Source organism: Pseudomonas sp. ITEM 17296 (genome assembly GCF_028895205.1).
Taxonomy (GTDB): Bacteria; Pseudomonadota; Gammaproteobacteria; order Pseudomonadales; family Pseudomonadaceae; genus Aquipseudomonas; species Aquipseudomonas kermanshahensis.
On record NZ_WJRS01000037.1, the window covers coordinates 18,647 to 41,974 of the forward strand.

Genomic DNA, 23,328 nt, shown 5'->3' on the forward strand with positions numbered 1-23,328 from the left:
TCATTAAAGGCGCTGTCCATCGCTCCGACCTGCCCTAACAGGAAGGTACTCCCATGCGAATAGACCGTTTGACCAGCAAGCTTCAATTAGCAATATCCGACGCTCAGTCCCTCGCCGTAGGCATGGACCACCCTGCCATCGAGCCCCTGCACCTGGTGCAGGCCCTGATCGAACAGCAGGGCGGGTCGATCAAGCCGCTGCTGATGCAGGTCGGCTTCGACATCAACAGCCTGCGTCAGGCACTGGTGAAAGAACTCGACCAACTGCCGAAAATCCAGAACCCCACGGGCGACGTGAACATGTCCCAGGACCTGGCGCGCCTGCTCAACCAGGCCGACCGCCTGGCCCAGCAAAAGGGCGACCAGTTCATCTCCAGCGAGCTGGTGCTGTTGGCCGCCATGGACGAGAACAGCAAGCTCGGCAAGCTGCTGTTGAGCCAGGGCGTGACCAAGAAGGCCCTGGAAAACGCCATCAATAACCTGCGTGGCGGCGCGGCAGTCAACGACGCCAACGCCGAAGAGTCGCGCCAGGCTCTGGACAAGTACACGGTCGACCTGACCAAGCGTGCCGAAGAGGGCAAGCTGGACCCGGTGATCGGCCGCGACGACGAAATCCGCCGTACCGTGCAGGTGCTGCAACGGCGTACCAAGAACAACCCGGTGCTGATCGGTGAGCCTGGCGTGGGTAAAACCGCCATCGCCGAAGGCCTGGCCCAGCGCATCATCAACGGCGAAGTGCCCGATGGCCTCAAAGGCAAGCGCCTGCTGGCGCTGGACATGGGGGCGCTGATCGCCGGTGCCAAGTACCGCGGCGAGTTCGAAGAGCGCCTGAAGTCGCTGCTTAACGAGCTGTCCAAACAGGAAGGCCAGATCATCCTGTTCATCGACGAACTGCACACCATGGTCGGCGCCGGTAAAGGCGAGGGCGCCATGGACGCGGGCAACATGCTCAAACCGGCCCTGGCCCGTGGCGAGCTGCATTGCGTTGGCGCCACCACGCTCAACGAGTACCGCCAGTACATCGAAAAGGACGCCGCCCTGGAGCGTCGCTTCCAGAAGGTACTGGTAGAAGAGCCGAGCGAGGAAGACACCATTGCCATCCTGCGCGGCCTGAAAGAACGCTACGAAGTGCACCACAAGGTGGCCATCACCGACGGCGCGATCATTGCGGCGGCCAAGCTCAGCCATCGCTACATCACAGACCGCCAGCTGCCGGACAAAGCCATCGACCTGATCGACGAAGCGGCCAGCCGCATTCGCATGGAGATCGACTCCAAGCCTGAAGTGCTCGACCGTCTGGACCGTCGTCTGATTCAGCTGAAGGTGGAATCCCAGGCGCTGAAGAAAGAAGAAGACGAAGCCGCGAAAAAACGCCTGGAAAAACTGCACGAGGAAATCGAGCGGCTGGAGCGTGAGTATTCCGACCTCGAAGAGATCTGGGCCTCCGAGAAAGCTGAAGTGCAAGGCTCGGCGCAGATCCAGCAAAAGATCGAGCAGGCTCGCCAAGAGCTTGAAAGCGCCCGTCGTAAAGGCGACCTGAGCCGCATGGCCGAGCTGCAGTACGGGGTGATCCCGGACCTGGAGCGCAGCCTGCAGATGGTCGACCAGCACGGCAAGTCGGAAAACCAGCTGCTGCGTAACAAGGTCACCGAGGAAGAAATTGCAGAAGTGGTGTCCAAGTGGACCGGCATCCCGGTTGCCAAGATGCTCGAAGGCGAGCGCGAAAAGCTGCTGAAGATGGAAGAACTGCTGCACCAGCGCGTGATCGGTCAGCACGAAGCCGTTACCGCCGTGGCCAACGCAGTACGTCGCTCCCGCGCCGGGTTGTCCGACCCGAACCGGCCAAGTGGGTCGTTCATGTTCCTCGGCCCGACCGGGGTGGGTAAGACCGAGCTGTGCAAGGCCCTGGCCGAGTTCCTGTTCGACACGGAAGAGGCGATGGTGCGCATCGACATGTCCGAGTTCATGGAGAAACATTCCGTGGCTCGTCTGATCGGCGCTCCACCAGGCTATGTAGGGTACGAGGAGGGCGGTTACCTGACCGAAGCGGTACGGCGCAAGCCTTATTCGGTGGTGCTGCTCGACGAGGTGGAGAAGGCGCACCCGGATGTGTTCAACGTGTTGCTGCAGGTGCTTGAGGATGGCCGGCTGACGGACAGCCACGGCCGTACTGTGGACTTCCGCAACACCGTGATCGTGATGACCTCCAACCTGGGCTCTGCACAGATCCAGGAACTGGTCGGTGACCGTGAGGCGCAGCGTGCTGCGGTGATGGACGCGGTGGGTTCGCACTTCCGTCCGGAGTTCATCAACCGGATCGACGAAGTGGTGGTATTCGAGCCCCTGGGCCGCGACCAGATCGCCGGCATCACCGAAATCCAGCTGGGCCGCCTGCGCAGCCGTCTGCTGGAACGTGAACTGTCGCTCAGCCTGAGCCCTGAGGCGTTGGACAAGCTGATCGCAGTGGGTTACGACCCGGTGTATGGCGCACGGCCACTGAAGCGTGCGATCCAGCGCTGGATCGAAAACCCGCTGGCGCAGTTGATCCTCTCTGGCAAATTCCTGCCAGGGTCGGCGATTACTGCCAAGGTGGAAGGCGACGAAATCGTCTTTGCCTGATCCAGCTGAAAAAAATAGCCCCGCACCTGCGGGGCTTTTTTATGCCCCTGATGCCACTGCAGGAGCGGGCTTGCCCGCGAAGAGGCCCGGCAAACACCGTAAAATCGGGGCCTCGCCGGTTTTTTTGATAACTTGCTGAAAATTTTGAAATTTCTGCTTGCATCTAAAATCGAGTGCCCCTAATATACGCCGCGTTGTCAGGCACTAAGCGAATCACCAGGAACATCGGTGTTAGCAAAACAACTTAGAAATCAGTAAGTTGAATGAAAAAAAGTGGTTGACAAGCAAAACGAAGAATGTAGAATAGCCGGCCTCAGCAGCGACAAAGCGAAAGCAGAGAAGCTGAAGAGATCGAAGCTAACACAGACTTCGAAGTAGTAAAGATGTACCGAAGTTCAGTTCCGCGATAGCTCAGTCGGTAGAGCAAATGACTGTTAATCATTGGGTCCCTGGTTCGAGTCCAGGTCGCGGAGCCAATCTCGGGGTGTAGCGCAGTCCGGTAGCGCGCCTGCTTTGGGAGCAGGATGTCAGGAGTTCGAATCCCCTCACCCCGACCATTTTCAGGGTCGTTAGCTCAGTTGGTAGAGCAGTTGGCTTTTAACCAATTGGTCGTAGGTTCGAATCCTACACGACCCACCATGTAAAAAGGGCATCTCGACTGAGATGCCCTTTTTCTTTTGCCTCGAATTTAACCCACGAAAAAAGCACCCGTTAAGATTTCTGTTTAAGCGGGGCCCTTTAAGAGCAACTGTCTTGCGCAATTTCTAAAAATTGACGCATTGTGGGAGCGGGCTTGCCCCGCGAACACCGGCGAAGCCGGTGCCATGCACCGCGGCGCCTGCATCGCCGGCAAGCCGGCTCCCACAGGTTTTGGTAGCCGCTTGCCGCAGCCCAAAGGGCTGGGTGATCTGCCACAAAAAAGCCCAGCCTGAGGGGCTGGGCTTAGCTGTCAGTGCAGCTTCAACCGCGGCTCTGTCCCTCGCCCAATCTTGCTACCCAGCATCATCATCGCCGTGCGGAAGAACCCGTACAGCGCCATCTGGTGCATGCGATACAGCGACACATAGAACATCCGCGCCAGCCAGCCCTCCAGCTTCACGCTGCCCATCAGGTTGCCCATCAGGTTACCCACCGCCGAGAAGCGCGACAGCGATACCAACGAACCGTAGTCCTTGTACTCATAAGTCGGCAGCGCCTTGTTCTCCAACCGCGCCTTCAGGCTTTGCGCCAGCATCGAAGCCTGCTGGTGTGCGGCCTGGGCCCGTGGCGGCACATTGCGGTCGCTACCCGGTTGCGGGCACGCGGCGCAGTCACCGAAGGCGAAGATGTTGTCATCGCGCGTGGTCTGCAGGGTAGGGCGTACCACCAGCTGGTTGATGCGGTTGGTTTCCAGCCCATCGATGTCCTTGAGGAACCCCGGCGCACGGATACCCGCCGCCCACACCTTGAGGCTGGCCTGGATCACTTCGCCGTCCTTGGTTTTCAGGCCATCCTCGGTCACTTCACTGACCGCGGCATTGGTCATCACCTTCACCCCCAGTTTTTCCAGGGTTTTGTGCACCGGCACACTGATGCGCTCGGGCAACGCAGGCAAAACCCGTGGGCCAGCCTCGATCAAAGTGATGTGCATGTCCTTGGGCTGGATGCGGTCCAGGCCATAGGCTGCCAGCTCGTGCGCCGCGTGGTGCAGCTCGGCCGCCAGCTCTACGCCAGTGGCACCGGCGCCGACGATGGCCACGCTGATTTGTTCGCTGGCCACATCACCGGCGTGGGCGCGCAGGTAGTGGTTGAGCAGTTGCTGGTGGAAACGCTCGGCCTGCTTGCGGGTGTCCAGGAACAGGCAGTGCTGCGCCGCGCCCAAGGTGCCGAAGTCGTTGGTGTTGCTGCCCACGGCGATGACCAACGTGTCGTAGCTCAGCGTGCGCGCAGGCACCAGCTCGCGGCCCTCTTCATCGAGGGTTGCGGCCAGTTGGATCTGCTTGCCTTCCCGGTCCAGGCCGCTCATGCGCCCCAGCTGGAAGTTGAAGTGGTTCCACTTGGCCTGGGCCACGTAGTTCAGTTCATCTTCCGAGGAGTTCAGCGAGCCGGCTGCCACTTCGTGCAGCAGCGGCTTCCAGATGTGCGTCAGGTTAGCGTCGACCAGGGTGATGTCGGCTTGCTTGCGCTTGCCCAGGCTTTTACCCAGGCGGGTCGCCAGTTCCAGGCCGCCGGCGCCGCCGCCGACAATCACGATGCGATGAGTCATGGGGATATCTCATAAGGTTTACGGAATTCGTGGCCCTGGGGGCTGGCCGCAAACTGCATGAGGGGAGGGCGAGCGCGAGGCAGCTCATAGCACCAGTCCACTCAACAGGCGGCTTATGAGGCCCAGACCAATGGTCACGGCCACCACCAGTACAAGGAGCAGCCATGGCCGGAAGGGCCTGCGCTCAACTTGGTGCTGGGGGGCGCGTAGATACTCATCGACACGACGCTGATCTTCAGGATTCAGGCGGCTGGTCATGGTGGGCCTCGTCAGATAGACGTTTGTGACTGCGCAAACGCTACAGCGTTCAGGCAAGCGCTTGAAACAAATGATAATGCTTTCTATCTCTGGCGCCGAGTGTACGCCATCGCAAAGACTCTCGGCACTGGCTCAAAGACTGATCCCCACATCGAACACAATGCTGCGCCCCAGGTTGCCACGCAAAAAGTCTGGCGCATCCGGGTGGGCGAAAAGCACACGGGCGAACGTTGGCCCGACCAGTGACAACGAGCGCCAACCCTGGCGCAGGTATTCGGTGGGTGGCGGGAAGTGAGTGTTGAGGTCGAGCACTTCGCGCTTGAGGCTGGCGAAGGCGATGATGTCCAGCTCGTTCAGCTCCAGCCCACGTTCACGGTAGTTGTGCGCCTTCTTGCGCAAGGTCGGGGCCAGCCGAGCCAGCAGTTCGGTGGCGCTGATCCGCCGCGGGCGTGCTTCACGGCGCACCAATTGCGCCAGGGAAAACGCACTGCGCCGGCGTTGCAGTTCTTCGCGCCACTCATCGTTGAGGCGGCGGCCTTCGTCCAGCACGAAAAACACCTCGAATGCCGCATCGCGGAACAGCACGTCTGGCGGCTCCTGGCCGGCTGGCGTGAAGTCCTCGCTGCGGTAGGGAATGTTCAACCCTTGCAGCAGGCGTTGGCATACCCAACGCTCACGCTCCCATTTGCGTGCATTGGAGAGAAAAGCATTGGCTTGTTCGGCCTGGATGGTAAGCAGGCGCAGGTAGTCTGAGTCATCCATGCAGACAAGCTTAGTCGCTAATCGATGACGGTAAGATGCTGTTTGTGCGTAGAAATCAGCTCAGCACCGGCCACTGCTGCACGATACCTAGCAGATGCACCACGCCAAACCCCAGGCAGAAGCATCCGCATGCAGAAAGGGCGGCCGCCAGATCAGGCCAGGTTAAGCGCGGGGAGGTGCCAGCCTACAGCAGCGGGAGGAGATGGGGAATGGGTGTAGACTCACCTTTATCCACAGGGGAGAGAGGGGTATTCGTCCGGTGATCAGTGCACAGGTGTTGTCGGGCACCAGCCTCACGTTGGGCTGGCTGGGTTACGTGCCACTGTTGCTCTGGGCCGCCAGCCGCGCTCGCTGGGTGGAACTGTTCACCGACCGGCGCCGCCAGCACCTGCTGTTTGGCACGGTGTTCTGCCTGTTTGCCCTGTGGCTGGTCAGGCGCGATTTCGATACGGGCGTGTCGTATCACTTCATTGGCATGACGGCTGTGACCCTGCTGCTGGACTGGCCACTGGCTGTGCTGGGGGGCTTTATGGCGCAGTTGGGGTTGCTGGCGCTGGGGCGTCAGGACCTGGCGGCACTCGGCGTCAACGGCCTGCTGTTGATTGGCTTGCCGGTGCTGATTACCGAGCTGTGCGCCATCGCGGTCGAACGCGCGCAACCGCGTAACCTGTTTGTGTATATCTTTTGTTCAGGGTTCTTTCCCGCGGCGCTGACGGTGCTGGTGTGCCTGTTGGCCGGGCTGGGTATCTTGTGGCTGGACGGGCGTTTTGCCATGCCGGAGTGGCTGAGTGACTTTGTGGGCTACCTGTGGCTGATGATGTTCCCCGAGGCGTTCATCAACGGCATGGTGATCAGTGCGCTGGTGGTGTTTTGCCCGGAGTGGCTGGAAACCTTCAACCGCACGCGGTACCTGCAGGCGCCGTGGAAGGACGATGAACACTGAACCCCGCCCTTTGTAGGAGCGGCCTTGCGTCGCGATGGGCAGCAAAGCGGCCCCAGTTTCAGTGTCATCACAGATAGTGATGGGGCCGCTTCGCGGCCCTTTCGCGACGCAAGGCCGCTCCTACACGGGGGCAGTACACAGGTTTAGTGCCGCGGCTCCAGGTCTCCGGAGTACAGCTCATCTTCGGACTCTTCCGAACCCGCGATCTTGTGCTCCTCAGCCGCCCAAGCCCCCAGGTCGATCAGCTTGCAACGGTCAGAGCAAAACGGCCGGAACGCGCTTTTCTCGTTCCATTCCACAGGTGCGCCACAGGTCGGGCAATCGACGGTCAATGGCTGGCTCATGGCTGGCCTCCTCGTAAAGTCAGGTAAAAGTGGTGCAGACGGTCGATCTGCTCGTGCAGCGCCGCGAGGTCGCGGTCATTGACCACCACATCGTCGGCATGGCGCAGGCGCTCTTCGCGGGCCAGCTGGGCCTGCAAAATGGCCTGCACCTGCTCGGGGCTGGTGTTGTCCCGCTGCAGGGTGCGTTGCACCTGCAACGCCTGCGGGGCATCGATGACCAACACGCGCTGGGTCTTGCGATGCTGGCCAGACTCGATCAGCAAGGGTGACACATACACCGCATACGGCGACTGCGCCTTGGCCAGGTAGCTGAAAATCTCCTGCCCGATCAGCGGGTGCAGCAGGGCCTCCAGCCATTGGCGCTGGGCCGGGTCGGCGAAAATCAGCTGGCGCAAGGCGCTGCGGTCGAGCTGGCCGTCGGCCAGCAGCACGCCTGGGCCGAAGCGCTCGACGATACTGGCCAGCGCCGGGCGACCAGGCTCAACCACCCAGCGCGCGGCCTGGTCGGCATCGACCAGGTGCACGCCAAGCTCGATGAAACGCTCGGCGGCGGCACTCTTGCCGCTCCCGATGCCACCGGTCAGGCCGAGAATCCAGGGGGTGAAAGCTGCAGTGGTCATCAGAATCCAAGCAGTTGCAGGTAAGAGGCGTATATTTCATCACCCCAGAGCACAGCAATCCACCCCGCAATTGCCAGATAGGGGCCAAACGGCATGGCCATGCCGATGGAATGCTTGCGCATCCGCAGCAGGAACACGCCCACCAACGCCCCCACCACCGACGACAGCAGCAAGGTCAGCGGCAGCACCTGCCACCCACCCCAGGCACCGATCAGTGCCAGCAGCTTGAAGTCGCCATAGCCCATGCCTTCCTTGCCGGTCACCAGTTTGAACAGCCAGTACACCGTCCACAGGGTGAGGTACCCAGCCACGGCACCGCACACCGCATCGGGCAAGGGCACCAATACGCCGAAGTAATTAACGATCAACCCAAGCCACAGCCCCGGCAGCACGATCGCATCAGGCAGCAATTGTTGGTCATGGTCGATCAAGCTCAGGGCCAGCAAACCCCACGTCAGCGGCAGAAGCGCCAGTGCCTCTACACTGGCCCCGCAGCGCCAGGCCACCGCCATCGACAGCAGCGCACAGCCCAGTTCGACCAATGGATAACGCGCGCTGATGCGCTGCTTGCAGGCAGAGCAACGCCCACGCAACGCCAGGTAACTGAGGATGGGGACGTTTTCCCACGCCCGAATCCGATGCCCACACTGGGTGCACTGCGAGGCCGGGAGGCACAGGTCGAAACGCGCATGCTCGGCCACCGGCAACCCCAGCACCTCCTGTGCCTCACGCTGCCATTGGCGGTCCAGCATGATCGGCAGGCGGTGCACCACCACATTGATAAAACTGCCCACCAACAGCCCCAGCACGGTCGCCAAGGTGATGAAGTAAGCCGGCTGCAAAGCCAGGAAGGTCCATAAAGTCATGTTCAGATCAAGCTACCCAGCTGGAAGATCGGCAAGTACATCGCCACCACCAGGCCGCCAACCAGCAGGCCCAGGACCAGCACGATGGCGGGCTCCAGCAGGCTGGTCAACTGCTCCAGCGCCTGGCTGACTTGGTCCTCGTAGTGGCTGGCGGCTTTTTCCAGCATCGTGTCCAGCGTGCCACTGGATTCACCAATGGCTACCAGTTGTACAAGCAGAGGCGGGAACAGCGGCTCGGTGGCCATCGCCTGGTTCAGCCCCTGCCCATTGGCCATGCCCTGGCGTAACCGCAAAATCGCGTGTTCATGCAACTCACCACCACTCACCTTGGCCACCGTCCCCATGGCATCCAGCAGCGGCACCCCAGCGGCGTACGACGTTGCCAGGCTACGCGCAAAACGCGCCATCGCCGCCTGCCTCAGCAGCGCGCCGAACACCGGCAGGCCCAGCACACGCTGAGATATCCACAAGCGCGCTGGCGCATGCTGCCGGTAAAGCTGGCGTCCAGCCAAACCCAGCATCGCCATACCGACCAGCAACAGCGGCGCATAACGCCCCAGCCCTGTGGACAAGTCGATCACCCACTGCGTAAAAGCCGGCAGCGCAGTATCAAACCCCGCGAACAGGCTCTGAAACTGCGGGATCACTTCCAGCAACAAAACCGCCGACACCCCCAACCCCGTCAGCAGCAGCAACAGCGGGTAAATCATCGCCTTGCGCACCTTCTTGTGCAGGGCCAGGCGCTGTTCCAGCATGCCCGCCAGTTGCTCGAGCTGCCGGTCCAGCGTGCCCGACTGCTCACCCACCCGCACCAGGTTGCAGTACAACGTATCGAACCACCCCGGGTGGCGCTGCAGCGCATCCGCCAGCCCCAGCCCCGACGCCACATCCTGTTTCAATCGCACCAGCAACGCCGCCTGCGCCGCATCACACCCACTGCGCCCCATCACCTCGAACGCCTGCAGCAGCGGCACCCCGGCTTTCAGCAAGGTCGCCAGCTGCCGGCTAAAGCCCGCCGGGTCGGTCTTCTCCGGCCGCTTTGGCCACCGCCACGCCAGCCCACCAGCCGGCCGCAAACTGGCCACCAGAATGCCCTGGCGCAGCAACCCCGCGCGCACATAAGCCGGGCTGCGCCCAGGTGTTTGCCCGCTGACGGCCAGGCCATTGGCGTCGGTGCCCTGCCAGGCGTAGAGGCGTATCGAATGGTTCATGCAAAGGTCCTTTTTTGCCCGAGCGACAAGCTTGGAAACAGCTTGCCGTGTCCATGAGAGGGCGTGCTTCCCTGATGCTCACTAGAGTAGTTCAGCGAAGGTGACGCCCAGGCGGGCAGGGGTGACAAAAGGTGTCTGTTCAGGCCTACTGCGCCGCTGCCAGCCTGGGGTCGAGAGTGACCCCAAATGTGTATGCGTATAAACAAGGAAAACGTTCATGAAAGGGCAACGCGGTATCACCCTGATCGAACTGATGATCGTCGTCGCGATCATCGGCATTCTGGCGACCATCGCCATCCCGATGTACACCAACCACCAGTCCCGCGCCAAGTCGGCGGCCGGGCTGTTGGAGATCACCTCACTCAAGCCCCCCATGGACCTGCGCTTGAACGAAGGCAAGGACGTGCTGGATGTAGGGTCGCTGGGCGGCCAGCCAGCGACGGCGCATTGCGCGATCAAAGCTGAAGGCAAGGCTGCTGACGGCACCGGGATCATCGAATGCACCCTGGTCGATGCCCCGGCCACCGTGGTTGGCAAGGCCATCACCCTGACCCGCTCCACGACCGGATGGACCTGCACCACCAACATCGAGGCAGACCTGGCGCCGAAGGGTTGCAAAGGGGCGTGAGGGTAGGGCAATAAACGAAGGGAAACAGGGGTTTGCGTAACGGCTGCGGCAGTGGTACGTTGCGCTACACGCCGGTGTAGCTCAGTCGGTAGAGCAGCGCACTCGTAACGCGAAGGTCGCAGGTTCGATTCCTGTCTCCGGCACCACATCCAGCTCCACTGCATTCCGCTGAATGCTTTGGAAGCTCTCTAAACCGGCCTTTTGGCCGGTTTTTCGTTTCCACGACCCTCCGTCGGGAACCAACAAAATCCCCAATAACCGGGGGTATTTTTGGGGTACAGCGTCTTTCCTGAATGGAGAACGTACCCTTATGCCACGTCTAGCCATTCCGCTCAGCGACCTCAAATGCCGCACGGCCAAACCGCGTGATCGCGCCTACAAACTGTTCGACGGCGGGGGTATGTACCTTTACGTCACGCCCTGTGGCTCGAAGACTTGGCGGCTGCGGTATTTCAAACCCAACGGCAAGGAAGGCACGCTGATTATCGGCAAGTACCCCATCGTCTCGTTGGCCGTCGCAAGGACCAAGCGCGATGAGGCCAAGGCTCTGTTGCTAGACAATCTTGATCCGATGGAAGAAAAGCAAAAGGCCAAGATCGCAGCCCAGCGGGCGAGCCTTCTCTTTGAAACCGTTGCCCTGGAGTGGCACGTCGAAATGTCCCGGCGCTGGACCGAGGGCCACGCCAAGACGGTGCTGAGCAGGTTGCGCACCCATGTGTTTCCACTGATTGGCCAGCGGCCCATCGCCGAACTCGACACCCACGATCTGCTTGAGGTTACCCAGCGAATCAAGGATCGCGGCACCATGGATGTTGCGCTGCGTGTGCAGAGCTACCTATCCACGATCATGCGGGGCGCGAAGCGGGCGCGGCAGATCACTCAAAACCCGGCGCTCGATCTGGCCGGCTCGATTCAAGCGCCGCGTACCGTGCACCGTCCTGCACTTTCGCTAAACCGCCTTCCTGAACTGTTGGATCGAATCGACAACTACACCGGTCGCGAGCTGACTCGGCTCGCAGTGCTGCTGACGCTGCATGTGTTCGTGCGCTCCAGCGAACTGCGCTTTGCTCGGTGGGATGAATTCGACCTGCAACGGGCGATGTGGGAGATCCCCGATACCCGTAAGCCGATTGAAGGCGTTAGTTACTCCACGCGCGGGACCAAGATGAGTGGGGACATTCAGATAGTGCCGCTGTCGCCGCAAGTCATCGAGATCCTTGAGCGGCTGCGCAGCTTGAATCGGTTCTCTGAACTGGTGTTGCCCGGTGATCACAGGTACTGGAAACCCTTGTCGGAGAATACGGTTAACCAGGTGCTGCGCAATATGGGCTACGACACCACCAAGGACGTGTGCGGGCATGGTTTCAGGACCATGGCCTGTAGCGCCTTGCTCGAATCGGGGCTGTGGACGGACGCGGCGATTGAGCGGCAGATGAGCCATCAGGAGCGTAACTGCGTGCGCGCTGCGTACATCCACAAGGCCCAATTTCTGGAGCAGCGTCGGTTGATCATGGCGTGGTGGAGTAACTACATCGATGCCAACAGATCGGGCCATGTCACTCCGCATGAGTTTGCCCATCCGGTAGGCGATAACGTCACCGCCTTGCCAAATGGCCATGGCGCATTCAATCGTGGGTGAGCCTTAAAGATCGGCGCTGGCTGCTCTTTCACGCGGGTCCATCCAAACAGGGCTGCAAAGCCGCCCTGTTTGGATGGACCTCACTTTGAAAAGCTAAAAGCCACAACGTTGTCCAAGATTTACCACGGAATTCCACCGATGGATTACCGCTTTTCACGTCCCCAAGAGCACTGAGTTTCGGCCCTTGACCGGGTTTATCCACAGGCGTAGAACTGGCCGTGCAAGCGCTGTCGATGACAGCACCCCAGGTGACCCGAACCTTTAAGGTCACGCCGCTCTCGCGGTGGTTCTCCCCAAGGGCGATTCGCATCCGGCAGCTCGCCCGGTCACCTTCCCGGTGATGGATGCTCTTACACATATGGCCCTCGTGCGCCAGACACACCGTACCTCGCTGCCCTGCAGCAACCTATCCGCTTGGCCGAATATTGCGCCAACCTGTGCCCGTCTCTTTCTGTGGAAAGAGACGGGCACTTCTACCACTGCTGCAGCCCTGATCGCACAAGGCTTTGCGGCATTCCCCCTCGTGACAATCGGCGTGACAAACGCCGATGTCACCAGCAACAGCGCTGTAGATGATGGTGCCGCAGACCAAGGAATGGACTGCACCTGACTGACAGTCAGGTATGCCCCGGTCATCGCATTGCTGCTTGCACATGGCTCAGGATCTTCAGGCGCTGATCTCGTCAGCCAGTGCTGCCTCCACCCGCCCACCGGTAACGGTGTTCAGGAGGCCAGATCATGAGATGCCCTTGCTCCCGGACGTAAGGAGCCGCCAGTCCCGCGTAGAGGACATTCCCCACAGGTCGCAGGGGCCTTGATCCCTGATAACACTCAGCATTCTTGGCGGGATGACGTGGGGCGAGGATCGGAGAGCGAACGATGAGGTGATCGACATGGCATTGGTGGGTAGACGCGACGGCCGCAATTTTGGCTACGGTAGGCAACTGAGCTATGCAGGACCGCAGGCACTGAAAGACATGTTCGGCGGTGGCCACTACGGTACGGTCAAGGCGCACAGTGGTCGATGGCAGGCATTCGTGAAGTGGTGCCGCTCCGAACAAGGGCCAGGTATCAGTGATGCGGGGCAGATTGATCGGAAGGTATTGGCGGACTATGCGGCGTATCTGCGCGATGCGGTTGAGTGCGGTAGCCTCGCCATCAGCACCGCACAAAACCGCCTATCCAGCGTTAACAGGACCATGGCGGCGCTGCGCGGTGATCAGTGTGTGAAATTGCCCGGTCCGAGCAAGGCGTTGGGAGTGCAGCGCACCGGAGTTCGCCAATCGGCTCCGCAAGGCCAAGACCGCGAACAGGTTAAGCAGATCGTCGATGCGCTTTGTCGCCATCATCAGCAACGGGCCGCCGCGATTGTTCTGTTGGCGCGAGCCACCGGCATGCGCCTGCGTGAGGCCATCCTGGCTGACCTGCCACGGCTGAGCCGTGAGGCTGAAGACTTAGGCAGGATCAACATTCAAGATGGCACTAAAGGCGGTCGCGCTGGCGCCTCAGCGCCACGATGGATTGCGGTGAACCAACATGTTCAAGACGCACTTGGGTTTGCACGGCAGGTGTCGCCTGCGGGCAGCCACAACCTGATTGCGCCCCACGAAAGCTACCTGGATTTTCTGCAAGAAATCGTCCGCCCTGCGCGGGACATCCTGCATGCACACAACCTGAAAGGCTTCCATGAGTTACGAGCTGCTTACGCATGTGACCGCTACGAGCAAATCACTCTACACCGCGCACCTATCAACGGCGGTAAATGCTACCAGACAGATCAGCACCTTGATCGCGAGGCCCGGAGGCGCATCAGCTACGAGTTGGGTCACGGTCGGACCGACGTAGTCGCGGCGTACATTGGAGGACGGACATGAGCAAACCATTCGATATGGAGTTGTTCTTGGCTGGCGTGCTGACGGGCTCGCACGCGACACGACAACGCCACTTGCGGCAGGCAACGCTTATCCAAGATGAAATTGCAAATCGCTGGCAGCGAGAGACGCCTTGGGCCTGGCAGAGAAAGCATTTGGCTTGGTTTCTAGAGCATCACTTAAATGGACACAGCAGGATGACCCGGTACTACTACCTTCTGACCGTGCGGTTACTCGTTCGCCGGTTACAGAAAATATGGGTGTTCGACCTCTGAGCGAAGATCTGATTTTGATAGGCAGGACTGACAAAATTCGGCCCTTAGCAAGTTTTAGTGATAGGCAGAAATCGACCCGATGCCGCCTTCTCCGATTAAATGTGATTTGCTGGAACAGGCAGGATGATGGCAGAGAAAAGCCTTATGAACTCTAAATTAGAATACAAAGACCATATGCTCGCAATCAATCGTGATGCCGATCCCGTAAATGCAAAACGCCACCCCGGCTTAATTCCGACCTCAGGTTTCAATACTAAAGCCGCTTAGATCTAAAATTTGCTCGGCTTCTATCCCTTAAAAAGTAAAGTCTAAGTTCCGCAGTTCGAGTTTTTCACAAATGCAATAATAATGGCTTTTTGATATTGACCAGGAGAGTGACTGTGATATATTCGCTCTAGAAGGGAGTGGGCGTTTCACGGTTAAGCGCTACTAATTACTAGCATTCGATTAATCCAGTCAAGAAGAATTTCATGTGTTTAAAAAGCATTAAGAGTGCGGGGGCTACTTTTTTCTCATGGGTCTTTAGCTTGGGTCCTATTGAAAAAAATATTGACGATCCCGCAGAGAAACTTTTGAACAGCATGCGCGTGACCGCTAGATGCAGATTTAATGCTTCTGTGCGTTTGAAAAGGCAGAGTAATTTTTCATTCTTCACCACTACCATGCTGTCGTTAGGTTTGATTTTTATACCATTGGTACAAAATTCAGATGTAAGTATTGCATTCAGCTCAAAAGTTTTAAATATGCTGCAGATTTTTCTTGCAGTAGCCGTGCTGGTTTATTCAGTCATAAACTCTACTGCTAGATATGAGGTTCGCTCTCAAACTTTAAATGAGTGCGGGGATAAGATAAAAGAATTGATTAGGGAGCTCAGAACGGAGATAAAACAGTCAAAGTTGAGCGGTATAAGTATTCCGCTAGAAAAATTTCATGAGCGATACAATCTCATATCTACTGACTCTGAAAACCATACGCGGGTTGATTTCTCGTTGGCCTCACTTGAGATGAAGGATGATTATCGTATAACGGGCATTTCTAGAGTGTACCAACGAGTTCGCGCTGTTACTATTTACGCTATACCATATGTGGTTCCGGTCTCATTCATTGCATTTCAAATTTTGTTTATTTTGGATATGCTAGGAGTTACATGTGTGTTGACTCCTTACCTTAAACCATTAGTTTCTTAAGCGCACTATGATGCTTAAGTTGGAGCCGTCGATAGCCCGATGATAAATTTTGCAGATTGGCCAGACTATAAAAGATATGAGAAAATTGTGCTCCCCTACTTGCTAGGAGCAGTGCGTCGTTTTTTTGGCTGTGTGGTTAGATTCGACTCGCGTCCGATTGTTGGCGTCAAAATGCATCATGGCATAGACATTCTCGAGAATGTTAATCGTGGTGTTTATGTAGTGGATGATGGGAAGGCTGTAATACTGTTGGGCCGTATTCTCCAGGAGAAAGAGGTTAAAGCTGCGTTCTCGTTAACTTTGACCGGCTCATATTTCTCAGGTTTGGAAAAGCTGCTTAATAACTTTGAGGCTGCTCTAGCATTGACCTTGAGTAGTGCGGCAATCAAGAAGTTAGTTGTGAAGCCGCAACAGTTCGGCGATGATTTGGTTGAACTTGCTATTGCGAAGCATTTTGGCAAGGGGAGTTTTGATCACAGATATATTCAATACCTCATCAGATTATTTAGTCAATTATCAACAACGCAATTTGAAGGTAGAGGGTTTACAACCGGGTTAGTGCTCACAAGATCCTTGCATGCATTTTCTAAGAAGAGTGATCAAGAACGTCAAGGCGACCTTTATCCGTTGGTAGGTGGGAGTACTTTGTCTCCAATCAATCAACTCGATAAAAGATTTTGGTACCTGGCTGACGGGCAGACCTCTTTTTTTGTTGCGAATAAGCAGTTGAAGATTTCAAATTTGTTTGTGGTTGATTCTTCTCGCCAGTCACTTGGCTCCTTTGTTGATGATTACACTCTTAGTAAAACCATTAAAGGTAGTGATGTTTTATTCAGGGTTACAAGCCAGTCAGAGTTTTCGATTGTCGGGTCTGAAGGCGTGGAGTTTAACTATAAGGAGAATGGGTGGCGTGTTCGAGACCTGAACAAAATTGCAGAAGTAATTCGCGTCACCCTGGGTGTAGATGAGCCATTTGTCCAAAGTCTTTTATACTATATTCTTTATCTTTCTCGGCGACGCCTAAGCTCAATTATCTGGATTCCTATTGACATGGACTCTGTCAATTCATTGTTATTGTCTGACAACAGTTTTACGAGGAAGCCGTTGTCAATAATGAGTGAAAGACACACTCAAACTTTGTTGCGAATACTTTCCAGTGACGGTGCTTCTGTGTTTACAAGGCAGGGTGATCTTGTTTCATATGGCTCCCATATTGATATTTCAAAAAAACCTGTAAAAGGCGTCAAAGGTACTGGGGAAACTGTGGCCGCTTTATTGGCAGAAAATGGCTTAGCTATAAAGATTTCTCAAGATGGAAGAATAAAAATGTTTAGTGATAGCATTGCAGGTCCGCTAGTTATATGAAAGTGGGTTGTGGTTTTGAATCATTAAGTGAGCCGGCAGCAAAGCATTCGTGCGTAACGCTTAGCATTCAAGTAGCATGACGCCAGGGATGTATAAACGACTCAACTGCTTCACGCGCAACCGAGCGCCATCGGGTAGCGGAAAACCTGAATTTCATGTTAGATGATTTAAGTTTTGCTTCTGTGGTAGTCTACCCGGCAAAGGAGTAGATCTACCACCTGAAGAGTTTCACAACCAAGCCTCAGCAACGCTACAGCACTACCTAATTATTGCCTTGTTCAAAAGTATATCTTTACTGTACTGGCCGAGATATGGATTTATTTCTTTCACCAATGAATTGGCAAGGTCTCTACACTCAATAAATAGCAATGTCAATGCCTCTAGTTTGTTGGTATTATCAAAAACTTTACGCGTTTTATCAGGGGTGTCCATCAATTCGCGATGCGATTTATTTTCCATCAAGAATTCGAGCCTGGCGCGCAAGATTTCGACTAATGCAAGCTCTAGGTAGGCAGGAATATTCAAAAGGTGACGCATATCATACGCAATAGATAGCACGTCAAAACTGTTGATTTTCTTTATTGCCTCAGCATCTGAGTCGGATTGCAAAGTCTTCATCAATCGGACGATACGCTTAATATTACCATTCACCAAGGCATCTGCATCATTAATTATCTTTCTGTTAAGAAATGGAAAGTTAACGATGAATGAACTATCTGCCTTATTGAATATCTTTACAGCCTTGTCATGATCAAGAAGGCTATGTTGATAGGTTAAGGTGTGGTACCACGTAGCAGGAACGATGTCGATCTTACGCTTAAGGCTTCCGCCTTCTAGCGCAATGGATTTAGGCCCATCAACATTGACATCTACAGCTGGAAAATTTTTTGGTAAAATCCTTTCAGACCGTGCGCGCAAGTCACCCACAATTTCGGTCATAGGCCTAGTATCCGTAGCTGGAGGATATGTCCCTGGGCGTACGTGAGGTCGCTCTACTAAAATCGTACTCCCAACAAGTACAAGCATATCGACATCGGAATAACCTTTGATATGTACATTCAGCCCAACAGAACCTTGCAGCCTCGTATCAACTTCCACTCCTTCACCGGACAGGGATTTAGCCAAGCTATCTGCTACTCTTTCTCCTTCCTTAATGGAAATTTCGGTATCCTTTGCATCTACTGCGGTCATAGCAATAACCGCATACTTAACCCCGTCAGGCTCCTTTAGCGACTCAAATATATTAGACTTAGCAATCACTTCCCTGTTGGAAGCCGTGCCCGTTACAGAATCATAAGCTTCCATCGAATAAGCAGTCGATGGGCCTTCTCGACGTTTCTTAAGTGCATCAAGCCTAGACGAAAAATCCATTACGCAGCCTTCCTTTTCATTTCTATTACGCCAAACGTATTTCGCCCGTTATGGTTAAAATACCGTATTTTCCCAGCAGTCAAATCAGTATTTAGTTCGGCCTCGCAATAACCTTTATGAGCGTTTAATTCATGAGAGCTTTCAATTTCAGGAGTGTTCGCGTAGCTGTAAGACAGCAGCCACCCTCCTAAAGGGCCACTTCGCTTAGAAAATGTAGCGGTGTAGCTCCAGCTTTGACTGGTTTCGGTCTTTAGGTGAATCAGTATTTGCTTCCAGTCTTGAGCAATGCCTATATCACCCTTCCAGTCCCAACGTACATTACCTTGCTCATCTAATGTGCGACCAACAATAGACCACTCACCACTTATATCCGGTACTTCCAGGATTTTGACCTTCCAGACCCATTTGTTAAACAGCCAATGCAATGCGAAGTATATCGCGCCAGTGGTTATCGTAGCCTTACCGAAGGCTTCCCATCCCGTCAAAGAACCGGCATAAGAAATAACTTGAGACAGTCCACCGGCCAATAAAATAGAGCCAACTCCTAACCATCTTCCAATGGCGACTCTATCGTGCCCAAAAATAGCATAGTCATGCATTTATTCGCTCCTTGTAACTATGGTTTTACGCATGTTGAGCCATAGATGTGCCATTATGTGTCAAAGTAGGGGGAGAATGCAAGTTTCGCTCTCGGGAACTTAATTTCAATGTGCTGAATAATTAAGTTTTACTATTAACTTGGGAGGTTAATAATTTAATACATAAGGTGCCAATTCACTTATGCGGCAATAGAGTTAAAGGGGCCAGAACGCTTTACACTAGGCTCTGTGTGAGAAGCCTTGATACTCGGTGATGCTGCGTTGAAAACAGCCTCGGAATGCTCATTTACAACCCGCAAACTCCGCTTCCTCGGCTTTTTTGCCTTGCCTGACCTTCGTCTCAAGACTTTTCACACAGAGGCTAGGCTCTATACTGAATCCCGATAAACCTAATCGTCGCCCTTCGAACTCTGAATTTTTTAGAGTGCCCCGCCATTGACGGAAAGGAATTCCGTGATGGCAAAGCGTGGCGAACTTAGGATGAGGCCTGGAGAGTAGTCTCCGATATCTTCATCGAAACCCATGGCCGAAGGCCCCCGCGCCTGAGCGCCCGACTGATGCTTGATGGGCGTTACCTGCCTTGCTAGAACGGCAGCTTTGAGTCGATAGCGCGGTCAGTCGTGACTGGCTGTTATCGACCTATAACTGCCCTTCAAAAATGGCTCTTAAACTGAGAGGGCCTGTAAATCTTGAGTTAAGTGACTGCTGAAGGCAGTCCGCTAGCACAAATGGCTGGGCGTCTGCGTTGAGTGCCAACGTTCCATGATGAATATGACCAACGAATGCGATGCGTTCACCGCGAGACGTGCCTCGGATACAGTGAGTAGCGGCGGCCTTACCCCACGGCCATGAGCTGAACCAATATGCGTTCGATACGCGCCAACACCATCTACGATGGAAGCTAGCCCTTGAAGAATTCTCTTCTGATCATCTCGGAGCGTTGGATCTAGATTAAGGCCCAAGTGACTCTGAACAGTGCGCCAAAGCGGCGTGACTGTCTGGTTGGTCGGCATATCTAGAGCAAACGTATCAATGTAGGTTTTACAAGTCGCCTCAATGATTGAACAGGCTGCTGTGATAGCCGCATGGGGATCACGCTCAAGTTGAACGATTGCCCGCTCGAATTCCACCTCGACAGAGGTAAAATCGCCATCCCGGAGGAAGTCAGCTAGTGTTCTAGTAGCAAGACTTGCTCCTGCAAGCCCTACGTATCCGTTTAGCTGATATGTGAGCTGATTCTTCGCGAGACTTTCACGGATTCTTTTCTGGCCGATAGCGATTTCCGGACGCCAGTCGTTGGGCTCTTGATCCATGAATTTTTGTATGATTTGGCCGAGTACTACCAAGGCATCCACTGACGGATCTTCGTTGCAGCGTTTCAGCCAAAGGGAACATTTCGTCTCGCAGTTCCCGACGGGGACGTCACCGGGCGCTCCGCTTTCCATAAATAGAGAATTAAGCGTCGAATGGCTGAAGTAGTACGCCCCAATGACGGAGGAGACTGCGCCTATAACTGAGTTTGGAATCGTAATAGACAAATTTCTCTCCAGTCGCCAACTATTAATTAAACGCCACAAGCGGCGTAATACTTTCCGCCACTTGTGTCTGATAACGATTTTCTTCCATGAAACAATCTTCAGCGGCGCGTAGCTCGGTGGAAACGCAACAGGAAGCAGGAAGAAAAAGCGACATGGCTCTAGCAGAGGTTACAAAGTCTATAGCAATGTGTCCATGGGGTTTTTGGGGCGAGCGGCTGTGCTCGTGGCGAGGAATTAGTCAGTTTCCTCAGGGGCAGCCTCTGGCCGTTTTATGCCTTCCGCTAAAGGCCGCTTTGGGTCGGCCCTGACCTAGCATTTGACGCGGGTGTACGTAGCTCTTACTGGATCCTTCGCAAGTTTCGATTCGACTCCACTGAAAGCCATAACTAGCTGATTTTTTTATATACCCTATGAGGTACATCAAAAAACCCACCAAATGCCAGCCCCGCCAAAACCGGGCCCTCACGTCCAACAACCGTCCGTCTGTCTCCGCACCACACATCAAGGCTTGCTGCGATGCAGGCCTTTTTTGTGCCTGCGAGATTGCGAAGATTTCAGCCACCTGCTGAACGATACTGCCGAAAACCGGTAGTTTGAGCTTTCAGGGCAAATCTTCGACAATCTTCGCCGAGGACTGCAAGCGCGCATTTTCGGGCATGGCTTGCCAGTCATTGGCCCCCCGGATCTGGCAGCAGTGAAACTGGCACTCACTGACGTAGGGACAGTCAATAGGCCCCACCATACGGCCGATGATTCGACTGGGTTCTGAACTTATGGATCGTAGATCCGGAAACTAAAGAATCGCTGCGACTGCAGTCTCAGTAACATCCGAAGGCGACCCCGGAAGGGTCGCTTTTTATTTTGCCCAGTCGATGGTGATATCGCCGGTGTCGCTTCGGTTATGGAGCCTAGGTCGATATCGAGCAGAGGTAACCGACTGATTCCGCCTCAAGTCTGCTGTTAGCGGAAGTAGATTCGGCCAGGAGGGGCCTAATCTAAGTTATTCGTCCCCTCTCGCTGCATTTAAGGTCAGTCACCTTTTTTGTGTTTGTGTACCTCCAGATCAGGATGTTTGGATTTGTTTTCTTCGGTAACACGACGGCGCTGGTCCTTTTTCCCGGTGGATTCAGCGATCGGTTTTGGGCCGGGTTTAATACTCATGTGTTCAGCTCCTTCGATTGATGACGTGTATCTAAGTAAAGCGGTACGCCTGTACAGTGAAGCTACGGGGCCACCAACTCGGCAAGCTTGGCAGCGATATCTCCAAAGGTATCTTCAGCGGTGCTCAAGCCGCTTCTCGAGCCGAGTAAAGGACTGACTTCGCGAAGCGATTCGTATGTTGTGTCGTGAATGACTGGAACCAGCAGATCCCTTGCGAGGAGCGCGGAAAGTTCTTTGTCGGCGATGCCTTCGGCCGTTAGGCGGCGCAGCAAAGCAGGGGTCACCAGCACAATCCCTACTCGAGACTTCGCCAATCCCTTATCAATTTCACGCATTAACGAGGAGCCTAGAAGGACATCTTTCTCGCTGAACCAAACGGAAACACCGAGCGACTCGAGTACATCATGCAGCTCTTTCGCGGATCCTTTCCGGTCGTCCCAGGCATGACAAAGAAATACGTCACGTAGATCAGGTATTGCCGCACGCTTTTCGACATTTTCGCGTACCGGTGTGAGTGTTCGTACCTCGGCGGAGGTATAGGCCACAGAGGACCCGGACTTCGACCAGCGCGGCTTTGCGCTGCTGGATGAACCGCCACTACTGCGACTACCCCCGCCGTGAGACGGGGACGAATAGGATGGTGCGTAGGACGAGGATGAATACGATCGCGATCCATAGCCGCTATATCCGCCGCCACATGCGGGACACGCTGCTCTTGCGCTTGCCGAACGATGACCCTGTACTGGTGCTGTACATCTAGACATGTCGTAAACCTTCCGTTTGTAGCTGCATGCCCGAGAGATGATTACGCAGCTGCTGTACCGAGCCATCAGCTTTTGAAAACACCGCAGCCCATCCTTATTGGCTAGAAATCAACCTGAACCTCAGGTCGTGATTTCAAAATGCTGGCACAAACGATAGCCCATAGCGCGAACTCCGCTAGGCTCTGTACGAAAAGAGATGTCGCAAACATTGTCTGGAGCATGCCAGCGAGACCATGGCGGCATAGCTTTTCGCGAGTGTATCGAATCGTGTCACGATCCGGCGGTTCTCTTTCAGCCAGCCAAACACGCACTCGATGATGTTGCGCTGTAGGTACTTGGGCTGATCAAACAGCCTGGTAAGCCAGGCTTGGGTTTGCGCTTCATCGAGCGCAGCGGGATGACGGGTTGCATTCGATATTGGTCGCAGTAGCGGCGTAGCGGTTCGGCGTCGTAGCCTATGTCGGCAAGCAACCATTTACAGCGTTTACGCGGGCGGCCACGTTGGCTCGATGGAATGCTGACTTCGTCCGCCAGAGAGAAGGAAGCGCAACGGTGTGCCATAGGCGTCGCAGAGCATGTGGATTTTGGTAGTAAGGCCACCGCGACTGCGGCCTAAAGTGCGATCGGCAGGCTTGTCAGGCCCCCTTTTTTCCCGGCGCCAGAAGAGGCTCGGTTTGCGCGTACTGCGGTTGAGTCGATCATCCAGGTTTGCAAATCAGATCAAGCCTTGCTCATTCAATCTCAGATGCAAGCGTTGAAGCATTTGATCGAATGTCCGCTGGTTTCGCCAGCGCCGAAACCGTTGGTACGCCGTTAACCATGGGCCGAAGAGTCCGGTACATCTCGCCACGCAGCAGAGCACCCAGAGCACGCCATCGAGCATCAGGTGGTCGCTCAAGCGAGGCCGCCCCCGGCCATGAGTTTCGGTGAAGAGATCGGCAACCACAACCCAGGCCTCATCCGAGAGTTCGTAACGCTTTGCCATCACAGGATTCCTTTCCGTAGATGGCGGGGACTCTACAAAACCTCAGCGTTCGCGGCGCGGCGATTGGGTTTCACGGGA

At 55.5% G+C, this 23,328-nt stretch carries 20 protein-coding genes, 4 tRNA genes and 1 pseudogene; 12 read left to right on the plus strand and 13 right to left on the minus strand.

What is annotated here, in order from left to right:
* Positions 1 to 53: 53 nt before the first annotated feature.
* From clpB to GIB19_RS25895, 4 genes are all read left to right on the plus strand, one after another.
* Entirely contained in the window at positions 54 to 2,618 is a 2,565-nt protein-coding gene (gene clpB / locus GIB19_RS25880) for an ATP-dependent chaperone ClpB (RefSeq protein WP_274888546.1), read from the plus strand.
* A gap of 400 nt (positions 2,619 to 3,018) precedes the next feature.
* Positions 3,019 to 3,094: transfer RNA gene (locus GIB19_RS25885), tRNA-Asn, on the plus strand.
* Between the two features lie 4 nt (positions 3,095 to 3,098).
* A tRNA-Pro gene (locus tag GIB19_RS25890) sits at positions 3,099 to 3,175 on the plus strand.
* Between the two features lie 6 nt (positions 3,176 to 3,181).
* Positions 3,182 to 3,257: transfer RNA gene (locus tag GIB19_RS25895), tRNA-Lys, on the plus strand.
* Between the two features lie 310 nt (positions 3,258 to 3,567).
* On the opposite strand, the gene GIB19_RS25900 is transcribed toward GIB19_RS25895, so the two are convergent.
* From GIB19_RS25900 to GIB19_RS25910, 3 genes are all read right to left on the minus strand, one after another.
* Complete coding sequence (locus GIB19_RS25900) at positions 3,568 to 4,863, minus strand: NAD(P)/FAD-dependent oxidoreductase (RefSeq protein WP_027594562.1); 1,296 nt, start codon at positions 4,861 to 4,863, stop codon at positions 3,568 to 3,570.
* Between the two features lie 84 nt (positions 4,864 to 4,947).
* Positions 4,948 to 5,121 carry a DUF3094 family protein gene (locus GIB19_RS25905; protein ID WP_013970765.1) on the minus strand — a complete coding sequence of 58 codons (174 nt, stop codon included), beginning with the start codon at positions 5,119 to 5,121 and terminating at the stop codon, positions 4,948 to 4,950.
* Positions 5,122 to 5,253: 132 nt separating this feature from the next.
* Entirely contained in the window at positions 5,254 to 5,883 is a 630-nt protein-coding gene (locus GIB19_RS25910) for a DUF1780 domain-containing protein (protein ID WP_019473259.1), read from the minus strand.
* Positions 5,884 to 6,085: 202 nt separating this feature from the next.
* On the opposite strand from GIB19_RS25910, the gene GIB19_RS25915 reads away from it, so the two are divergent.
* Entirely contained in the window at positions 6,086 to 6,826 is a 741-nt protein-coding gene (locus GIB19_RS25915; RefSeq protein WP_274888549.1) for an energy-coupling factor ABC transporter permease, read from the plus strand.
* 143 nt (positions 6,827 to 6,969) lie between these two features.
* Here GIB19_RS25915 and yacG read toward each other — a convergent pair whose 3' ends face one another.
* The 4 genes from yacG to GIB19_RS25935 are packed head-to-tail and all read right to left on the minus strand — an operon-like array spanning position 6,970 to position 9,867.
* A complete protein-coding gene (gene yacG / locus GIB19_RS25920; RefSeq protein WP_027594560.1) occupies positions 6,970 to 7,170 on the minus strand; it encodes a DNA gyrase inhibitor YacG in 201 nt (66 codons plus the stop codon).
* Positions 7,167 to 7,790 carry a dephospho-CoA kinase gene (gene coaE, locus GIB19_RS25925; RefSeq protein WP_274888550.1) on the minus strand — a complete coding sequence of 208 codons (624 nt, stop codon included), beginning with the start codon at positions 7,788 to 7,790 and terminating at the stop codon, positions 7,167 to 7,169. The genes yacG and coaE overlap by 4 nt, the downstream gene beginning before the upstream one ends.
* Positions 7,790 to 8,656, minus strand: a complete 867-nt coding sequence (locus GIB19_RS25930) for a prepilin peptidase (protein WP_274888551.1) — start codon at positions 8,654 to 8,656, stop codon at positions 7,790 to 7,792. Before GIB19_RS25930 ends, coaE begins: the two co-directional genes overlap by 1 nt.
* Before the next feature lie 2 nt (positions 8,657 to 8,658).
* Entirely contained in the window at positions 8,659 to 9,867 is a 1,209-nt protein-coding gene (locus GIB19_RS25935) for a type II secretion system F family protein (RefSeq protein ID WP_274888552.1), read from the minus strand.
* A 217-nt stretch (positions 9,868 to 10,084) separates the two neighbouring features.
* Here GIB19_RS25935 and GIB19_RS25940 point away from each other — a divergent pair, with 217 nt between their 5' ends.
* The 7 genes from GIB19_RS25940 to GIB19_RS25970 all read left to right on the plus strand — a co-directional run bounded on the left by GIB19_RS25940 (position 10,085) and on the right by GIB19_RS25970 (position 16,832).
* The gene (locus GIB19_RS25940) at positions 10,085 to 10,495 is read left to right on the plus strand and encodes a pilin (RefSeq protein ID WP_274888553.1); all 411 of its coding nucleotides are present in this window, start codon (positions 10,085 to 10,087) and stop codon (positions 10,493 to 10,495) included.
* Positions 10,496 to 10,565: 70 nt separating this feature from the next.
* Positions 10,566 to 10,641 (plus strand) — tRNA-Thr (locus GIB19_RS25945).
* Between the two features lie 164 nt (positions 10,642 to 10,805).
* Complete coding sequence (locus GIB19_RS25950) at positions 10,806 to 12,134, plus strand: tyrosine-type recombinase/integrase (RefSeq protein ID WP_274888555.1); 1,329 nt, start codon at positions 10,806 to 10,808, stop codon at positions 12,132 to 12,134.
* An 893-nt stretch (positions 12,135 to 13,027) separates the two neighbouring features.
* Entirely contained in the window at positions 13,028 to 14,008 is a 981-nt protein-coding gene (locus tag GIB19_RS25955; protein WP_274888557.1) for an integrase domain-containing protein, read from the plus strand.
* Positions 14,005 to 14,280 (plus strand): hypothetical protein, encoded by a 276-nt coding sequence (locus tag GIB19_RS25960; protein ID WP_274888558.1) that lies wholly within the window; start codon positions 14,005 to 14,007, stop codon positions 14,278 to 14,280. Before GIB19_RS25955 ends, GIB19_RS25960 begins: the two co-directional genes overlap by 4 nt.
* A gap of 470 nt (positions 14,281 to 14,750) precedes the next feature.
* Positions 14,751 to 15,467, plus strand: a complete 717-nt coding sequence (locus tag GIB19_RS25965; RefSeq protein WP_274888559.1) for an SLATT domain-containing protein — start codon at positions 14,751 to 14,753, stop codon at positions 15,465 to 15,467.
* A gap of 39 nt (positions 15,468 to 15,506) precedes the next feature.
* Positions 15,507 to 16,832 (plus strand): hypothetical protein, encoded by a 1,326-nt coding sequence (locus GIB19_RS25970; RefSeq protein WP_141099613.1) that lies wholly within the window; start codon positions 15,507 to 15,509, stop codon positions 16,830 to 16,832.
* A gap of 258 nt (positions 16,833 to 17,090) precedes the next feature.
* Here GIB19_RS25970 and GIB19_RS25975 read toward each other — a convergent pair whose 3' ends face one another.
* The 6 genes and pseudogenes from GIB19_RS25975 to GIB19_RS26000 all read right to left on the minus strand — a co-directional run bounded on the left by GIB19_RS25975 (position 17,091) and on the right by GIB19_RS26000 (position 23,250).
* Complete coding sequence (locus GIB19_RS25975; protein WP_027609780.1) at positions 17,091 to 18,203, minus strand: hypothetical protein; 1,113 nt, start codon at positions 18,201 to 18,203, stop codon at positions 17,091 to 17,093.
* Positions 18,203 to 18,802 carry a Cap15 family cyclic dinucleotide receptor domain-containing protein gene (locus GIB19_RS25980; RefSeq protein WP_027609779.1) on the minus strand — a complete coding sequence of 200 codons (600 nt, stop codon included), beginning with the start codon at positions 18,800 to 18,802 and terminating at the stop codon, positions 18,203 to 18,205. The genes GIB19_RS25975 and GIB19_RS25980 overlap by 1 nt, the downstream gene beginning before the upstream one ends.
* A gap of 719 nt (positions 18,803 to 19,521) precedes the next feature.
* On the minus strand, positions 19,522 to 20,157 hold the full coding sequence (locus GIB19_RS25985) for an abortive infection family protein (protein ID WP_274888561.1): 636 nt from the start codon (positions 20,155 to 20,157) through the stop codon (positions 19,522 to 19,524).
* A 1,212-nt stretch (positions 20,158 to 21,369) separates the two neighbouring features.
* Entirely contained in the window at positions 21,370 to 21,501 is a 132-nt protein-coding gene (locus tag GIB19_RS25990) for a hypothetical protein (RefSeq protein WP_256122401.1), read from the minus strand.
* Between the two features lie 62 nt (positions 21,502 to 21,563).
* Positions 21,564 to 22,046, minus strand: coding sequence for a toll/interleukin-1 receptor domain-containing protein (locus GIB19_RS25995; RefSeq protein ID WP_256231998.1), 483 nt, complete (start codon positions 22,044 to 22,046; stop codon positions 21,564 to 21,566).
* Between the two features lie 394 nt (positions 22,047 to 22,440).
* A pseudogene (locus GIB19_RS26000) lies at positions 22,441 to 23,250 on the minus strand (IS5 family transposase).
* Positions 23,251 to 23,328: the final 78 nt, after the last annotated feature.

Excerpts from the sequence above, each read along its gene's own strand:
- clpB (WP_274888546.1), top strand. The coding sequence starts at position 54 with ATGCGAATAGACCGTTTGACCAGCAAGCTTCAATTAGCAATATCCGAC.
- GIB19_RS25900 (WP_027594562.1), bottom strand. The coding sequence starts at position 4,863 with ATGACTCATCGCATCGTGATTGTCGGCGGCGGCGCCGGCGGCCTGGAA.
- GIB19_RS25905 (WP_013970765.1), bottom strand. The coding sequence starts at position 5,121 with ATGACCAGCCGCCTGAATCCTGAAGATCAGCGTCGTGTCGATGAGTAT.
- GIB19_RS25910 (WP_019473259.1), bottom strand. The coding sequence starts at position 5,883 with ATGGATGACTCAGACTACCTGCGCCTGCTTACCATCCAGGCCGAACAA.
- GIB19_RS25915 (WP_274888549.1), top strand. The coding sequence starts at position 6,086 with ATGGGGAATGGGTGTAGACTCACCTTTATCCACAGGGGAGAGAGGGGT.
- yacG (WP_027594560.1), bottom strand. The coding sequence starts at position 7,170 with ATGAGCCAGCCATTGACCGTCGATTGCCCGACCTGTGGCGCACCTGTG.
- coaE (WP_274888550.1), bottom strand. The coding sequence starts at position 7,790 with ATGACCACTGCAGCTTTCACCCCCTGGATTCTCGGCCTGACCGGTGGC.
- GIB19_RS25930 (WP_274888551.1), bottom strand. The coding sequence starts at position 8,656 with ATGACTTTATGGACCTTCCTGGCTTTGCAGCCGGCTTACTTCATCACC.
- GIB19_RS25935 (WP_274888552.1), bottom strand. The coding sequence starts at position 9,867 with ATGAACCATTCGATACGCCTCTACGCCTGGCAGGGCACCGACGCCAAT.
- GIB19_RS25940 (WP_274888553.1), top strand. The coding sequence starts at position 10,085 with ATGAAAGGGCAACGCGGTATCACCCTGATCGAACTGATGATCGTCGTC.
- GIB19_RS25950 (WP_274888555.1), top strand. The coding sequence starts at position 10,806 with ATGCCACGTCTAGCCATTCCGCTCAGCGACCTCAAATGCCGCACGGCC.
- GIB19_RS25955 (WP_274888557.1), top strand. The coding sequence starts at position 13,028 with ATGGCATTGGTGGGTAGACGCGACGGCCGCAATTTTGGCTACGGTAGG.
- GIB19_RS25960 (WP_274888558.1), top strand. The coding sequence starts at position 14,005 with ATGAGCAAACCATTCGATATGGAGTTGTTCTTGGCTGGCGTGCTGACG.
- GIB19_RS25965 (WP_274888559.1), top strand. The coding sequence starts at position 14,751 with ATGTGTTTAAAAAGCATTAAGAGTGCGGGGGCTACTTTTTTCTCATGG.
- GIB19_RS25970 (WP_141099613.1), top strand. The coding sequence starts at position 15,507 with ATGATAAATTTTGCAGATTGGCCAGACTATAAAAGATATGAGAAAATT.
- GIB19_RS25975 (WP_027609780.1), bottom strand. The coding sequence starts at position 18,203 with ATGGATTTTTCGTCTAGGCTTGATGCACTTAAGAAACGTCGAGAAGGC.
- GIB19_RS25980 (WP_027609779.1), bottom strand. The coding sequence starts at position 18,802 with ATGCATGACTATGCTATTTTTGGGCACGATAGAGTCGCCATTGGAAGA.
- GIB19_RS25990 (WP_256122401.1), bottom strand. The coding sequence starts at position 21,501 with ATGAGTATTAAACCCGGCCCAAAACCGATCGCTGAATCCACCGGGAAA.